This is a genomic window from Sphingobium sp. TomTYG46, assembly GCF_055396345.1.
This window is the reverse complement of sequence record NZ_AP027324.1, coordinates 647,673-662,567: the sequence shown is the minus strand read 5'-3', so window position 1 is coordinate 662,567 and position 14,895 is coordinate 647,673. Positions and strand designations below refer to the sequence as shown.

Here is a 14,895-nt window from a genome sequence, read left to right as displayed (position 1 = left end):
CATCTCGCCTCCGGCAGGAGTTGAGTGTGGGGCACGATAGATCCTGGGCCGAAGGCCAGCGCAGCTAAACGAGGTCAGGATGACAAGGTTTTAGGGACACACGCAGCGTGTCCCTCTCTAACCCCTTTTCGTCTCGCGGTGCAGCATGAACGGGGTGGGCATTGTAGCTTCAGTGCGTTAGTCGTCGGGCAGCGGCTATCCCCACGCTCGTCATCCTGAACTCGTTTCAGGATCCATCTCGCCTTCGGCTCCGCCTGAGTGTGGAGGCACCATGGATCCTGAAACAAGTTCAGGATGACGGAGGATGAACGCCCGATTCTGTCAGAGGAAATCCTATTCTATGAGCGAAAAGCCCACGGTTCTGGTCACTGGTGGTGCCGGCTATATTGGAAGCCATGCGGTGCTGGCGCTCCGCGATGCGGGTTATGGCGTCGTGGTGATCGACAATCTGGTGACGGGTTTTCGCTGGGCGGTGCCGGACGATGTGGCTTTCGTCGAGGGCGATATCGCCGATCAGCCGCTGGTGCAGAAGGCTCTGCGCGATCATGACGTCAAGGCGATCATGCACTTTGCCGGGTCGGTGGTGGTGCCGGAATCGGTGGAGAACCCGCTCAAATATTATCATAACAACAGCGCCAAGACCCGCGACCTGATCGAAAGCGCGGTGACGGTCGGCGTGCCGCATTTCATCTTTTCCTCCACCGCCGCAACCTACGGCATTCCGGAGGAAAGCCCGGTCAGGGAGACGACGCCGCAGCGGCCGATCAATCCCTATGGCATGTCCAAGCTGATGACCGAATATATGCTGCGCGACGTGAGCGCGGCGCATCCGATGAACTTCTGCGCGCTGCGCTATTTCAACGTCGCTGGCGCCGATCCGCAGGGGCGGTCGGGTCAGTCGACGGCCGGCGCGACGCACCTTATCAAGGTGGCGGTCGAGGCCGCGCTGGGGAAGCGGGAGTTTGTGTCGGTGTTCGGGACGGATTTCGATACGCCTGATGGCACGGGCGTGCGCGACTATATCCATGTCACTGATCTGGCGGCGGCGCATGTGCTGGCGCTGGACGCGCTGATGGCTAAGCCGGAACAGAATTATCTGCTGAATTGCGGCTATGGGCGCGGTTTTTCGGTGCTGGAAGTGCTGGATGCGGTCGATCGGGTGACGAACATCAAAATCGAGCGGCGGATGGAAGGACGGCGCGCGGGCGATCCGGACTCGCTGATCTCCGACAATCGCGCGATCATGGCGGAATTCCCGTGGCAGCCGCGCCATGCCGATCTGGACCAGATCGTCGCGCATGCGCTGGCATGGGAGCGTAAGCTGACCGACATCAGGGGCGACCGCGATGCCCACTGAACATCTTTTCGTTGATGGCGCGCTTGCCGCTGCCGACATGGCGCGGCGGATCGCGGTGGTGCTGGGCGATGCCATCGCGGCGCGGGGCGTGGCGACGATCGCGCTGTCGGGCGGGCGGTCGCCCCGGCCAGTGCTGGAGGCGCTGTCGGGCGCTGCGCTGGAGTGGGACAAGGTCGTCGTGACGCTGGTCGATGAGCGATGGGTGGCGGCGGATCATGCGGACAGCAACGAGCGGCTGGTGCGCGAGACGCTGTTGCAGGGCGCGGCGGCGAAGGCGCGCTTTGTTGGCATGAAGAATGGCGCGGCGGATGTCTATGCCGGGCAGGCCGCTTGCGAAGCGGCGCTGGCGGAATTGCCTTGGCCGCTGGACATCGTGCTGTTGGGCATGGGTGAGGACGGGCATACGGCTTCGCTGTTCCCGGAGGCGAAGGAGTTAGCGGAGGGGCTTTCCACCCATGCGCTGACGGTGGCGGTCACGCCGCCTGCCGCGCCGCATCAGCGCATGTCACTGAGCGCCAGGGCGATCCTCAAGAGTCGGCATATCTTTTTGCAGATCGGAGGAGCGGCGAAAAAGGCGGTCTATGACCGAGCGCTGGCTGGCGGGCCGGTAGAGGAGCTGCCGATCCGGGTGGCGCTGTGCCAGCATGGCGTGTCGGTCGAGGTTTGGATTTCGGAGTGAGGCGCGCATGATTGCGCAGATCGATCCATTTCACGCCATCGCGATCGGGGTGGAGGCGCATCGGCTGGAGGCCGAGGGGCGCTCTATCCTGCATATGGAATTCGGGCAGCCTTCGACCGGCGCGCCTGCCGCTGCGATTGCGGAGGCGCATCGGGTGCTGGACAGCGATCCGATGGGTTATTGGGAGAGTCCGGCGCTGAAAGAGCGGATCGCGCTGCTGTATCGGGAACGCTATGGCGTGGGAGTGGCGGCGGAGCAGGTTCTGCTGACTTGCGGCGCTTCTCCGGGGCTGGTGCTGGCGCTCAGTTGCCTGTTCGCGCCGGGCGCGCGGGTGGCAACGGCGCGGCCGGGCTATGTCGCTTATCGCAATACTTTGAAGGCGCTCTATCTCGAACCGGTCGAGGTGGATTGCGGGCCTGCCGAGCGATACCAGATCAGCGCGGCGGCGCTGGACGCGATGGAGCCTGCACCCGACGGCGTGATCATCGCGAGTCCTGCAAATCCGACTGGCACGATCATTCCCGCTGACGAGATGGCGCGAATCGCGGAGGTCTGCGCGCGGCGCGGGATCAGGATCGTGTCGGACGAGATTTATCACGGCCTCTCCTATGGGGAGGCGGCGCATTCGATGCTGGAATTCGCGCCCGATACGGTGGTCGTGAACAGTTTTTCCAAATATTTTTCGATGGCCGGGTGGCGGCTCGGCTGGGTAGTGTTTCCGCGGGCGCTGGTCGAGGCGGCGCGAGCGAGGATGGGGAATTTGTTCCTGACGCCCCCTTCCCTCGCGCAGCATGCGGGGTTGAAGGCGTTCGACTGCCTGGATGAGCTGGAGGGGCATGTCGCGAACTACCGGCGGAACCGGGAATTGTTGTTGGCGGCGCTGCCAGCGCTTGGCCTCAAGGAAATCGCGCCGCCGGATGGGGCCTTCTACATCTATGCGGATGTGGGGCATTTGACGGATGACAGCCTCGGCTTTTGCCAGAAGTTGCTGGAGGAGACCGGCGTCGCGACGGCGCCGGGGATCGATTTTGATCCGGTGGATGGGCACCGGCATATTCGCATCAGCTTTGCCGTTTCTACGGATCGGGTGGAGGAAGCAATCCGGCGGTTGGTGCCGTGGTTCAAGGCACAGCCGCTCAAGGATTGACGCGGCGTGATCGGGCTGTTTGATCCATTATGGATCGACCGCCGCCGATTAACTGGAATTGTCATCTTTTTGCGCTAGGGAAGCCGCGCGACCCGAGGCTTTTACCTGGTAAAAGCCCCCCTGGCCCGGCTGCTTCATGCTGCCGGGTCTTTCTTTTTCTCGACGAAGGATGGTGCGGCTAAGCGGAGCGAAATTGCACCCGCGCGAAGGGTTGGCGGGCGGCATCGCTCAAACAAAGATGGTGCGGGCGGTCGGAATCGAACCGACACTCCTTTCGGAACCGGATTTTGAGTCCGGCGCGTCTACCAGTTTCACCACGCCCGCGTGCATGGCCTGCCCGCGCCAAATGGCAAAATCAGCCGCCAGCGTCCAGACAAAAATCAGCCGCCACGCAGGATTAGCAAGTCAAGCGGTTGCGGGACCCGTCGGGCGCCGATAGCCTGCTTGCGTAACGAAACCGTACCGCTATAGGACCGTTTCGTGCAGACCTGAAAAATTCCTCCCAACGGAAAAGGGCATCCTTTGACCGATCCGTCTGCCACGTTCCTGCTTTTCGGTGCCACCGGCGATCTGGCGCACCGCATGATCTTTCCGTCGCTCTATAATCTGCTTAGCGATGGTCTGCTGCCCGATGACTTCATGATCGTGGCGTCGGGCCGCACGGAGATGGACGACGAAGCGTTCCGCGCCGACATCGACAAGGCGCTGCAAAAGTTCGTCGGCGCCGATCGCTATGATGCGGAGGTCGCGGCGCGGCTGAAGGCGATGATCGGGTATCAGCCCGTCGAAGCGGGTAAGCCGGAGCAATTCAAGAAGCTGGCGAAGCGGCTCGATGGACGGGCCGAGCGCGGGCTGTCGGTCTATCTGTCGACGCCCCCTTCCCTCTTCGCGCCCACGGCGCAGGGGCTGGCGGACGCGGGCCTCATCACCCCGACGACGCGGATCGCGATGGAAAAGCCGATCGGCAAGGACCTCGCTTCTTCGAAGGATGTCAACAACGGCATCGGCGCGTTGTTCGACGAAAGCCAGATTTTCCGGGTCGACCATTATCTGGGCAAGGAGACGGTGCAGAACCTGCTCGCCCTGCGCTTTGGCAATGTGATGTTCGAACCGTTGTGGAACGCCACGGCGATCGACCATGTGCAGATCACGGTGGGCGAGACGGTGGGGCTGGAAGGCCGGGTTTCCTATTATGACGGCGTCGGCGCGCTGCGTGACATGGTGCAGAATCATGTGCTGCAAATCCTGTCGATCATCGCGATGGAGCCCCCTGCCCGCATGGACCCGACCGCCGTGCGCGACGAGAAGGTGAAGGTGCTGCGGTCGCTGCGCCCGATGACTGCGGAGACGGTGAAGACCAACAGCGTGCGCGGCCAATATACGCCGGGCGCGGTCGGCGGCGCAATCGTCACCGGCTATAGCGACGAACTGGGCAAGGCTTCCGACACCGAAACCTTCGTCGCGTTGAAGGCCCATATCGACAATTGGCGCTGGCAGGGCGTTCCCTTTTACCTGCGGACGGGCAAACGGATGCCGACGCGCCAGTCGGAAATCCAGATTCAATTCAAGCCTGTACGCCATTCGATATTCGGCCGCGACGGGCAGCATTCCGGCGGGGGTTCGGGGCTGGAGCCCAACACGCTGATCATCCGGCTTCAGCCCGACGAATATATCCGCCTGCTGATCATGAGCAAAAGGCCGGGGCTGGAGCGCGACGTCCATCTGGAGGAAGTGACGTTGGACGTGTCCCTGACCGCCGCCTTTGCAGGGCAGCGCCGTCGCATCGCCTATGAAAGGCTCATCCTTGACCTTCTGTCAGGTGACCAGACTTTGTTCGTGCGCCGGGACGAGGTCGAAGCGCAGTGGACATGGATCGATTCCATCATCGACGGCTGGAAGGAAGCAGGGGTGAAGCCTTCGCCCTACGCTTCGGGGAACTGGGGGCCGTCTTCGGCCATTGCCCTGATTGAACGAGACGGAGCCAGCTGGCATGACTAACCTACATCCGGTGATCGCCAAGGTCACCGAACGCATCGTAAAGCGGAGCGCGCCGCGCCGCCGCCAATATCTCGACCTGATCGAGCGTGGCCGGGATGCCGGGACCAACCGCGCGCAGCTATCCTGCGGCAACCTAGCCCATGGCTTTGCGGCGAGCGGCGAAGACAAGCCGGTGATCCGCACCGGCGGCGCGATGAATATCGGCATCGTCACCGCTTATAATGACATGCTGTCGGCGCATCAGCCCTATGGCCGTTATCCCGAAGCGATCAAGATCGCCGCGCGCGAAGTCGGCGCGACGGCGCAGGTCGCAGGGGGCGTACCCGCCATGTGCGATGGCGTGACGCAGGGACAGGCGGGCATGGACCTGTCGCTCTTTTCCCGCGACACGATCGCGCTGGCGACGGCAGTGTCGCTCAGCCATGCGATGTTCGAGGGAGCGGCGCTGCTGGGGATATGCGACAAGATCGTGCCAGGCCTGCTGATCGGCGCGCTGCGTTTCGGGCATCTGCCGACCATCCTGATCCCCGCCGGGCCGATGCCTTCGGGCCTCGCGAATAAGGAAAAGGTGCGCATCCGCCAGCTTTATGCGGAGGGGAAGGTCGGCAAGGATGAGCTGCTCGAATCCGAAAGCGCCAGCTATCATGGAGCGGGGACCTGCACATTCTATGGCACCGCGAACAGCAACCAGATGATGATGGAAGTGATGGGCCTGCACATGCCTTGCGCGTCCTTCGTCAATCCGGGCACGAAGCTGCGCAGCGAACTGACGCGAGCGGCGGTGCATCGGCTGGCGGCGATCGGGTGGGACGGCGATGATTATCGACCGCTCGGCCATTGCATCGATGAGAAGGCGATCGTCAACGCGATCATCGGCCTGATGGCCACCGGCGGATCGACCAACCATGCGATCCATGTGCCAGCGATAGCGCGGGCGGCGGGGATTAGTGTCGACTGGACCGACTTTGCGGAGATTTCCGATGTCGTGCCGCTGCTGGCGCGGGTCTATCCCAACGGCGCGGGCGATGTGAACAATTTCCACATGGCTGGCGGCATGTCCTTCGTCATCCGCGAGCTGCTGGACAACGGACTGCTGCACCGGGACATCATGACGGTCGCTCGGGCCGACCTGACCGATTATGGCAAGGAGCCGGTGCTGGAGGATGAAGCGCTGCAATGGCGCGACGTTCCGGTATCGCGCGATGACGCCATCCTGCGCCCGGTGTCTAGCGCCTTCAGCCCTGATGGCGGCATGCGCCTGCTGGCGGGCAATCTGGGCCGCTGCGTCATGAAGGTAAGCGCGGTCGAGAAGGAACGCTGGACCATCGAGGCTCCGGCGGCTGTGTTCCACGATCAGGATGATGTGCTGCGCGCCTTTAAGGCGGGCGAGTTGGAACGCGACGTCGTGGTCGTGGTCCGCTTCCAGGGGCCGCGCGCGAACGGGATGCCGGAATTGCACAAGCTGACCCCGGCGCTGGGTGTATTGCAGGATCGCGGGTTCCGCGTGGCATTGGTGACGGACGGACGCATGTCGGGGGCCTCGGGCAAGGTGCCTGCCGCTATTCACCTGTCGCCCGAAGCGCTGGGTGGTGGGCCGATCGCCAAGCTGCGCGATGGAGACATGGTGCGGGTCTGTGCTGACAAGGGCGCGATCGAGGCGCTGGTCGATACGGCTGAGTGGGACGCGCGCGAAATGCCGGTGCCGCCCCCCGCCCCTTATGACACGGGCCGTGAATTATTTGCGCTTTTCCGCCATCACAGTGATCTGGCGGAAAGCGGCGCGTCGCCGATTCTGGCTGCGATGGAAGCTGAATTATAATCCCCCACCCGTCATGCCAGCGCACGCTGGCATCTCAGGCGAGAGGGCACGCCCGGCCTCACGAGATCCCAGCTTGCGCTGGGATGACGCCATGATTGGAGTGGTCCTATGACCGAAATCATCGCTGCCGACATTGGCGGCACCAATGCCCGCTTCGCACGGGCCAAGCTGAACGCGCGCAATGTCCCGACGCTGGGCAAGGTGCGAAAATATAAGGTTGCCGACTTCCCCAGCCTGCAGGCCTGCTGGGCCGCGTTCGCGCATGATGAGGGCGGCGACCTGCCCAAGTCGGCGGCCATTGCCTTTGCTACGGCGATCGGGCGGGACGTTATCAAGCTGACCAACAGCAGCTGGATGATTCGTCCGGATACGCTGGATGAAGAACTGGGCCTGAAACAGATGCGGCTGGTCAATGATTTCGAAGCGGTAGCGCATGCCGTCGCTCGCCTGCCCGACGACAATCTGCCGCTGCTGTTCGGGCAGGACCGGCCTTTTCCCCGCGACGGCGGCGTTACGGTGGTGGGGCCAGGAACAGGCCTTGGCGTCGCGATGATCGCATTCGACGATGGCGAGCCGCATGTGATCGCGACCGAAGGCGGGCATCTCGACTTCGCGCCGCTCGACACGCTGGAGGAAAAGATCCTCGCCTATCTGCGCGACAAGTTCCTGCGCGTGTCGACCGAGCGGATCGTGTCGGGGCCGGGCCTCAACAATATCTACAAGGCGATGGCGACCATCGGGCATAATCGGGTGATGCTGATGGAAGATGCCGAATTGTGGCAGGCCGCGATCGACGGCACGGACGAATTCGCTCGCGCGGCGTTCGATCGCCTGTGCCTTTGTTATGGATCGGTCGTGGGCGACCTGGCGCTGGCGCAGGGGCCGAACGCGGTCGTGCTGGCAGGCGGACTGACGCAGCGGATGCGCGGCTTGCTGCCACAGAGCGGCTTTCATCGGCGCTTCATCGCCAAGGGGCGGTTTGAAAGCCTGATGGCGACGGTGCCCATCCGCCTTGCGGTGCATGAAGAGATTGGACTTTACGGGGCGGCCGCCGCCTTTCGGGAGAAGAAATAATGGCACTCAGCGTTGAACAGGTCATGGAGTTGGCGCCGGTCATCCCGGTGTTGGTGGTGGATCGGGTGGAAGACGCGCTGCCCATCGCGCAGGCTCTGGTGAAGGGCGGCCTGCCCGCGCTGGAAGTGACGCTGCGGACGCCCGCCGCGCTTGACGTGATCCGCGAGATGGCGAAGGTCGAGGGCGCGGTCGTCGGCGCTGGCACGGTGCTGAACCCGTCGCAACTGGACGCGGCAATGGAGGCAGGCGCGCGGTTCATCGTCAGCCCTGGCCTCACTGAACCGCTGGGCAAGGCGGCGATCGCGGCGCGCGTGCCGTTTCTCCCCGGAACGGCGACGGCGGGCGACATCATGCGCGGGCTGGACCTGGGCCTCACCCATTTCAAATTTTTCCCGGCGGAAACTTCGGGCGGGCTGCCCGCTTTGAAGGCGCTGGCCGCGCCGCTGCATGTCGCGCGCTTTTGCCCGACAGGCGGCATCACGGCGGAAAGCGCGCCCAAATGGCTGGCCGAACCCTTTGTGAAGTGCGTCGGCGGTAGCTGGGTCGTGCCCAAGGGGCCGGTCGATGCCGCGAAGATCGAGACTTTGGCGCGCGAGGCTGCGGCGCTGCCGCGCTGACGTTTCGCGCTGCCGCCATTGCGCAGCGGGATTTCCCGCCTTAGATCATCGCCATGATCCTGCGTCGGCTGCTCCCTTCCATCGCCCTTTTCCTTTCTGGCTGTGCCGGGACGCTGACGGGCTATCCTTCACTCGCCAAGCGGGCGGTGGAGAATGCGCCGGTGGGAGAAGCTCCGGCTGCTCCAGCGCCAGTTGAGGCTGATCCGGCTTTGCTGGCGCAGGTTGATCGACTTGCGGTGCAGGCACGGGCGGGCAGTGCGGCGTTCGACAAGGCATGGCCCGGCGCGGATCGGGCAACGCGCGCTGCTGCGGGCGCGGCGGTGTCCAGCGAGTCCTGGGTCACGGCGCAGCTTGCGATCAGTGCGCTGGAGGCCGCGCGCAACGATAGCGTCTCGGCGCTGGCTAGCCTCGACACGCTTTATGTCGAGCGCAGCAATGCGCTGGCGGAGGACAAAGCCAAGGGTGGGGTGGAGCAGATCGATGCGGCGCGCAAGGTGGCGCTGGCGATCGTGGATTCGCAGAATGACCGGATCGATGCGGCTAAGGGGCGGCTGGCTCAGCCTTGATATCCCTGCCCGTAAAGAGTTAGTCCTCCGCCTTCAACGCGCCCTTATGCGCCTTCGCATTGTGGACATAGCGGTCAACGCCCTCGCGCATGTTGATCAGCGCTTCGTCGGTGAGGTCACGAATATATTTGGCCGGTCGGCCGGTCCAGAGCTGACGGTGCAGGACTGTGCGGTTTGGTGATAGCAGCGCTCCGGCGGCCAGCATTGCATCGCTTTCGATGACGCAGCCGTTCATCACCACCGCGCCAAGGCCGACAAACGCCCGATCCTTGAGTTCGCAGCCGTGGATCATCGCCATATGACCGATCAGGACATCATCGCCGATGATCGTGGGCCAGCCGTCCGGTTTGGCGGGGTCGGGGCCGTCGCAGTGGATGACGCTGCCGTCCTGAATGTTCGTGCGCGCGCCGATGCGGATCGCGTTGACGTCGCCCCGCACCACGCAATTATACCAGATGCTGCTATCCGGCCCGATCTCCACATCGCCGATGATGCGCGCGCCCGGCGCGATGAAGGCGCTGGGGTGGATGATCGGGGTCTTGCCTCCAAAGGTCAGGATGGTGGCGCCGGGATGATCGGCATGGGCGGCGTGCGGATGATCGGGCATGGCGTCAGGCTCCCAGCAGCCGCGCGGCGTGCAGCGCGTGATAGGTGAGAACGCCCGAGCAACCGGCGCGCTTGAACGCGAGAAGCGTTTCCAGCACCAGCGCGTCGCGATTGCCCACTCCCGCAGCGACGGCGGCTTCGATCATCGCATATTCGCCCGACACCTGATAGGCGAATACGGGCACCTCGAACCGGTCCTTCACCCGGGCGATGATGTCGAGATAGGGGAGGCCCGGCTTCACCATCACGCTGTCCGCGCCCTCGGCAAGGTCGAGCGCGACTTCGCGCAGCGCTTCCTCGCTGTTGGCCGGGTCCATCTGGTAGCTTTTCTTGTCGCCCTTCAGCAGGCCGCTGGAGCCGACGGCGTCGCGGAACGGGCCGTAGAAGGCGCTCGCATATTTGGCGGCATAGGCCATGATCTGGACATTGGCGTGGCCTTCTTCCTCCAGCGCCTCGCGGATCGCGCCTACCCGGCCGTCCATCATGTCGCTGGGCGCGATGATGTCCGCGCCCGCCGCTGCCTGGTTGAGGGACTGGCCAATCAGGACGTCGATCGTGGCGTCGTTGATGACATAGCCCTGCTCGTCCAGCAGGCCGTCCTGGCCATGGGCGGTGTAGGGGTCGAGCGCGACGTCGGTCAGGACGCCGATGTCCGGCACGGCGTCCTTGATCGCACGGATGGCGCGGCACATGAGATTATCGGGGTTAAGCGCTTCCTCCCCGTCATCGCTGCGGCGATCGGCCTGCGTGTTGGGGAAAAGGGCGAGGCAGGGAATGCCCGCGTCGCGTGCCTCCCGCGCGCGGGCGACCATGCCATCGACCGACCAGCGCGAGACGCCGGGAAGGGACGCAATCGGCTCTTCCACCCCCTGCCCTTCGGTCACAAAGAGCGGCCAGATGAGATCGCTCGGGTGCAGGCGATTTTCGGCGTGCAGCGCGCGGGTCCAAGCGGCGGCGCGGGTGCGGCGCAGGCGGAGCGCCGGATAAGAAGCGTGGGTCATCGGCGGGGTTTAGGCTGCCCCGACCGCCCGATCAAGGTTCCGCTGGCGCATGTCGAAGCTATGTAAGGATGCGGGTGGAGCGAAAGCTCACCTTCTTGGCGAGATCCCACGATCCATCGCTGCGATAATACCAGGCCGCCAGACCCGCGATGCGGAGCGGGCGGGGACGAAACTCTGCCTTCAACTGATCGGCTAGTGCGCGAGCGACAGGAGGATCGACCTTGTTCTGGACCGTGATGTGCAGGCGGGGACGCGCTTGATCCTGCGGGGTGAGCAAGCCGCGAAAAACTTCGGCCAGTTCGTCCCGAATGGCGAGCAAGCCATCACTGCGCACATCGAAGGCGACGCCCCGGCCGAGCAACATGACGCCGGTTATGATCGCGAGCGGCGGTGGCCCGGCGCAAAGCCCTTTCATCCTGTCGCTCAATTCCGGCAACAGCGTCGGCGGCAGATGATGAAAGAGCGAAATATGGGCGGGCACCTTGTTGCGTTCCGGCGGGAAATGAGCGTGGCGCAGGCCATCCGCCCAGGCGAAGTCCTCCGCTCCCATAAGCACCGTCAATAGGATGGGCGCGGTGCCCGTGCCTTCAGTCAGCCGGATGTTCCTTCAACCATTCCAGCACCGATTCCGGACTCGATTGGCCATAGGGATCGTCATCCTCCCCGATATCGTTGATACCGGGCTCCTCGAACCATGCGACCACCCGACCGTCATCGACCACCATGGCGTAACGCCAGCTCCGGTCACCAAAGCCGAGATGATCCTTCTTCACCAGCATGCCCATGCGGCGCGTGAAGTCGCCCGATCCGTCGGGCAGCAGCTTCACATTCCTGACGCCCAGATGCTTGCCCCATTGGTACATGACAAAGGCGTCATTGACCGAGATGCAGTAAACGTCATCAACTCCCAGCGCCCTGAAATCGTCGTAGAAGCGTTCGAAGGCGGGGCATTGTTCGGTCGAACAGGTGGGGGTGAAGGCGCCGGGCAGCGAGAATACGACCACTCGCTTGCCCTTGAAGAGGTCGCCCGTCTGAACATCCTGCCAGCGGAAAGGATTGGGGCCGCCAACGCTTTCATCGCGCACGCGGGTCTTCAGCGTCACATCAGGTACGGAACGTCCGAGCATTTCATCATCTCCCGGTCAGCATGCTTTCACGCGGTGAAACGCATCTATATGATGGTCGGCTACGTGGGCAAAGGCTTCAGGGAGGGGAAACTCATATGCGCGCGTCATGATCCTTCAAACTCATCGCAATCGGCCTGCTGATCTGGAATTTGGTCGGAGTGGCGGCCTTTGCCATGCAATATGGCGCTGATCTGACGGCGCTCGCGAAAAGCGATCCCTACACCGCTCGCATCTTTGCAGAAATGCCGGATTGGGCTTGGGCGGCCTATGCCGTCGCGGTGGGCGCAGGCACGGCGGGAGCCATGCTATTGTTACTGCGAAAGGCGGCGGCAGTGCCATTGTTCGCGCTGTCCGTGGTCGCTGTCGTGGTGCAGTTCGGGTACAGTTTTTTGGGCACCGATTTGTGGGCGGTGAAGGGCGCGGCGGCGGCGGTGTTTCCGGCGGTGATATTCGCCATTTCGGTTGGGCAGTTGCTCTATTCGATGCGGTTGAGGGCGAGGGGTTTGCTGCGGTGAGTTGGCGGAGGGGTGCCATTTCCCCTCCACCACCGCTTTGCGGCGGTCCCCCCTTCCCCACGCTTTTGGCGTAGGGAGGATCTACAACACTCTTAAAGCTCTCCGCGCGCCCGGCGGATTTCGAACCATTTGCGGACATTCTCATTATGCTGCTGGAGCGTGTCGGCAAAGATGTGGCCGCCCTTTCCGTCGGCGACGAAATAGAGCGCCTTCGTTTCGGCGGGATGCAGCACTGCCAGGATCGACAGCTTGCCCGGATTGGCGATCGGTCCCTTGGGCAGGCCAGTCATCGCATAGGTATTATAGTCGTTGACCGCAGCGATCTCCGACTTTTTGATGCGACGGCCAAGGGGTTTGCCCTTGGTGATCGGGTAGATGATGGTCGGGTCGGCCTGAAGCATCATCCCGGCTTTCAGACGATTGCCATAGACGCCCGCCACCGTGGGCCGTTCCACGGGCACGGCGGTTTCCTTTTCGACGATGCTCGCGAGGATGAGCGCCTCCCTGGGCGATTTCGCCACGCTGTTGGGCGCGCGTTCGGCCCATAGCTTGGCGAGAGTGCTCGTCATCGCGTCCTGCATACGCTTCAGCACGGCAGCGCGGCTTTCGCCCTTGTCGAAGGCATAGCTGTCGGGAAGCACGCTGCCCTCGGCGGGGACCGAGACATCCCCGGTCAACTCGTCATTCGCCATCAGCCGTTCATGGACCATGATGGAAGGCATTCCCTCCGGAATGGTGACGAGGCGGGTCAACGTCTTGCCGCCTTGAAGGATCGAGAAAATGTCCGCGTTGCTGGCGCCCTTGGGAATTAGAAATTCGCCCGCCTTTATCGACTTTCCACGTCCAAACACCTTGGTTCGGGTAAGGAAAGCGTCGGCGGAACGCACCGCCCCCGCCTGCTTCAGGAGAACGGCGGCATCGGCGACGGTGGCGCCATCGGGCACGACGAAGCTGATGTCGCGCGGTGCAGGCCCCGCTTCGGTCCAGCCATAGACGAAGCGGAACGCCACGAAGGCGGCGACGGCCAGGCCGATCGCAAGGATAACCAGCCCGAACCGCCGCATGGCTTTGTCCTCAGATCGCCTTCATGATGAGCGACGCATTAGTGCCGCCAAAGCCGAAGCTGTTGTTCAGCACCGCGCGGACCTTCCGCTCCTTCGCCACATGCGGGACCAGATCGACGCCCGCGCAGCTTTCGCTCGGCTCATCAAGGTTGAGTGTCGGCGGCACGATCTGGTCGCGCATGGCGAGGATGCAGAAGATGCTTTCCACCGCGCCCGCGCCGCCGAGAAGGTGGCCGATGGCCGACTTGGTGCTGCTCATCGACATGGTCGAGATATTATCGCCGAAGAGGCGCTTCACCGCGCCCAGCTCCAGCTCGTCACCGAGCGGGGTCGAGGTGCCGTGCGCGTTCACATAGTCGATGTCGGCCAGGCTGAGGCCCGACTTCCTGAGCGCCATTTCCATCGAACGGTAGCCGCCGCTACCCTCTGGATGCGGAGCGGTGACGTGATAGGCGTCGCCGGACAGGCCATAGCCGATGACCTCGGCATAGATGTGAGCGCCTCGCTTCTTGGCATGCTCATATTCTTCGAGGACGACCACGCCCGCGCCTTCGCCCATGACGAAGCCGTCGCGGTTGACGTCATAGGGGCGGCTGGCCTTTTCCGGCGTGTCGTTGAAGGCGGTGGAAAGCGCGCGCGCCTGGGCAAAACCGGCGATGCCGATCGGACAAATCGCGCTTTCCGCGCCGCCCGCCAGCATGACGTCGGCGTCATCCATCGCGATCATGCGCGCGGCGTCGCCAATCGAATGCGCGCCCGTCGAGCAGGCGGTGACCACCGCATGGTTGGGACCCATCAGGCCATATTTGATCGAGACCTGACCGGAAATCAGGTTGATGAGGCGACCATGGACGAAGTGCGGGCTAACGCGGCTCGGCCCCTTGTTGGCCAGCACCAGCGATTCGCTTTCGATGCCCGGCAGCCCACCGATCCCCGACCCGATCGAGCAACCGGCGCGCAGGCGCTCTTCCTCGCTCATATTGTCGAGGCCCGCATCGCGCAGCGCCTGGCTGGCGGCGGAAATGCCGTAGACGATGAAGGGATCGACCTGACGCTGGATCTTGTGATCGACATCCAGGCCCGGATCATAGCCATATTCATGGTCCGCGGGCTTCACTTCGCAGGCGATGCGGCACTTATATTCGCTGGCGTCAAAGCGCGCGATCGTCGCAGCGCCGGACTTCGACGCGAGGATGTTCTTCCAGGTAGTTTCGACATTCCCGCCAAGCGGGCTCACCATGCCGAGGCCGGTTACGACTACGCGACGCATATATCTGCTCCGAAAATCTTCATAGTTTGGGCCGCTCCTTAGCTGCTTCGGAAGC

Annotated in this window: 15 protein-coding genes and 1 tRNA gene; 9 read left to right on the top strand and 7 right to left on the bottom strand. The window is 63.5% G+C overall.

Annotated features, from left to right (window positions below; translation table 11 throughout):
• Positions 1 to 340: 340 nt before the first annotated feature.
• From galE to ACZ5YV_RS03455, 3 genes are read left to right on the top strand one after another with little or no spacing between them, the layout of a single operon-like run.
• Positions 341 to 1,357 (top strand): UDP-glucose 4-epimerase GalE, encoded by a 1,017-nt coding sequence (gene galE, locus ACZ5YV_RS03465; RefSeq protein WP_464788593.1) that lies wholly within the window; start codon positions 341 to 343, stop codon positions 1,355 to 1,357.
• On the top strand, positions 1,347 to 2,036 hold the full coding sequence (gene pgl / locus ACZ5YV_RS03460; RefSeq protein ID WP_464788592.1) for a 6-phosphogluconolactonase: 690 nt from the start codon (positions 1,347 to 1,349) through the stop codon (positions 2,034 to 2,036). The genes galE and pgl overlap by 11 nt, the downstream gene beginning before the upstream one ends.
• A 7-nt stretch (positions 2,037 to 2,043) precedes the next feature.
• Positions 2,044 to 3,183, top strand: a complete 1,140-nt coding sequence (locus ACZ5YV_RS03455; protein ID WP_464788591.1) for an aminotransferase class I/II-fold pyridoxal phosphate-dependent enzyme — start codon at positions 2,044 to 2,046, stop codon at positions 3,181 to 3,183.
• Positions 3,184 to 3,422: 239 nt separating this feature from the next.
• Here ACZ5YV_RS03455 and ACZ5YV_RS03450 read toward each other — a convergent pair.
• Positions 3,423 to 3,507, bottom strand: a tRNA-Leu gene (locus ACZ5YV_RS03450).
• Between the two features lie 198 nt (positions 3,508 to 3,705).
• Here ACZ5YV_RS03450 and zwf point away from each other — a divergent pair.
• The 5 genes from zwf (at position 3,706) to ACZ5YV_RS03425 (ending at position 9,257) form a co-directional block, all read left to right on the top strand.
• Complete coding sequence (gene zwf, locus ACZ5YV_RS03445) at positions 3,706 to 5,181, top strand: glucose-6-phosphate dehydrogenase (RefSeq protein WP_464788590.1); 1,476 nt, start codon at positions 3,706 to 3,708, stop codon at positions 5,179 to 5,181.
• Positions 5,174 to 7,000 (top strand): phosphogluconate dehydratase, encoded by a 1,827-nt coding sequence (edd, locus tag ACZ5YV_RS03440; RefSeq protein WP_464788589.1) that lies wholly within the window; start codon positions 5,174 to 5,176, stop codon positions 6,998 to 7,000. The genes zwf and edd overlap by 8 nt, the downstream gene beginning before the upstream one ends.
• A gap of 108 nt (positions 7,001 to 7,108) precedes the next feature.
• Entirely contained in the window at positions 7,109 to 8,074 is a 966-nt protein-coding gene (glk, locus tag ACZ5YV_RS03435; RefSeq protein WP_464788588.1) for a glucokinase, read from the top strand.
• Entirely contained in the window at positions 8,074 to 8,691 is a 618-nt protein-coding gene (eda, locus tag ACZ5YV_RS03430; protein ID WP_464788587.1) for a bifunctional 4-hydroxy-2-oxoglutarate aldolase/2-dehydro-3-deoxy-phosphogluconate aldolase, read from the top strand. Before glk ends, eda begins: the two co-directional genes overlap by 1 nt.
• 53 nt (positions 8,692 to 8,744) lie before the next feature.
• Positions 8,745 to 9,257 carry a hypothetical protein gene (locus ACZ5YV_RS03425; RefSeq protein WP_464788586.1) on the top strand — a complete coding sequence of 171 codons (513 nt, stop codon included), beginning with the start codon at positions 8,745 to 8,747 and terminating at the stop codon, positions 9,255 to 9,257.
• Positions 9,258 to 9,276: 19 nt separating this feature from the next.
• Here ACZ5YV_RS03425 and ACZ5YV_RS03420 read toward each other — a convergent pair whose 3' ends face one another.
• The 4 genes from ACZ5YV_RS03420 to ACZ5YV_RS03405 are packed head-to-tail and all read right to left on the bottom strand — an operon-like array spanning position 9,277 to position 11,991.
• Complete coding sequence (locus tag ACZ5YV_RS03420; RefSeq protein WP_464788585.1) at positions 9,277 to 9,864, bottom strand: gamma carbonic anhydrase family protein; 588 nt, start codon at positions 9,862 to 9,864, stop codon at positions 9,277 to 9,279.
• Positions 9,865 to 9,868: 4 nt separating this feature from the next.
• Positions 9,869 to 10,864, bottom strand: a complete 996-nt coding sequence (gene hemB / locus ACZ5YV_RS03415) for a porphobilinogen synthase (RefSeq protein ID WP_464788584.1) — start codon at positions 10,862 to 10,864, stop codon at positions 9,869 to 9,871.
• Positions 10,865 to 10,922: 58 nt separating this feature from the next.
• Positions 10,923 to 11,414 carry a 2'-5' RNA ligase family protein gene (locus ACZ5YV_RS03410; protein ID WP_464789136.1) on the bottom strand — a complete coding sequence of 164 codons (492 nt, stop codon included), beginning with the start codon at positions 11,412 to 11,414 and terminating at the stop codon, positions 10,923 to 10,925.
• Between the two features lie 37 nt (positions 11,415 to 11,451).
• The gene (locus ACZ5YV_RS03405; RefSeq protein ID WP_464788583.1) at positions 11,452 to 11,991 is read right to left on the bottom strand and encodes a redoxin family protein; all 540 of its coding nucleotides are present in this window, start codon (positions 11,989 to 11,991) and stop codon (positions 11,452 to 11,454) included.
• A 158-nt stretch (positions 11,992 to 12,149) separates the two neighbouring features.
• Here ACZ5YV_RS03405 and ACZ5YV_RS03400 point away from each other — a divergent pair, with 158 nt between their 5' ends.
• Positions 12,150 to 12,506, top strand: a complete 357-nt coding sequence (locus ACZ5YV_RS03400; RefSeq protein ID WP_464788582.1) for a sugar transporter — start codon at positions 12,150 to 12,152, stop codon at positions 12,504 to 12,506.
• 92 nt (positions 12,507 to 12,598) lie between these two features.
• On the opposite strand, the gene mltG is transcribed toward ACZ5YV_RS03400, so the two are convergent.
• Positions 12,599 to 13,570, bottom strand: a complete 972-nt coding sequence (gene mltG, locus ACZ5YV_RS03395; RefSeq protein ID WP_464788581.1) for an endolytic transglycosylase MltG — start codon at positions 13,568 to 13,570, stop codon at positions 12,599 to 12,601.
• Between the two features lie 10 nt (positions 13,571 to 13,580).
• Positions 13,581 to 14,840 carry a beta-ketoacyl-ACP synthase II gene (fabF, locus tag ACZ5YV_RS03390; RefSeq protein WP_464788580.1) on the bottom strand — a complete coding sequence of 420 codons (1,260 nt, stop codon included), beginning with the start codon at positions 14,838 to 14,840 and terminating at the stop codon, positions 13,581 to 13,583.
• Positions 14,841 to 14,895 lie beyond the last annotated feature (55 nt).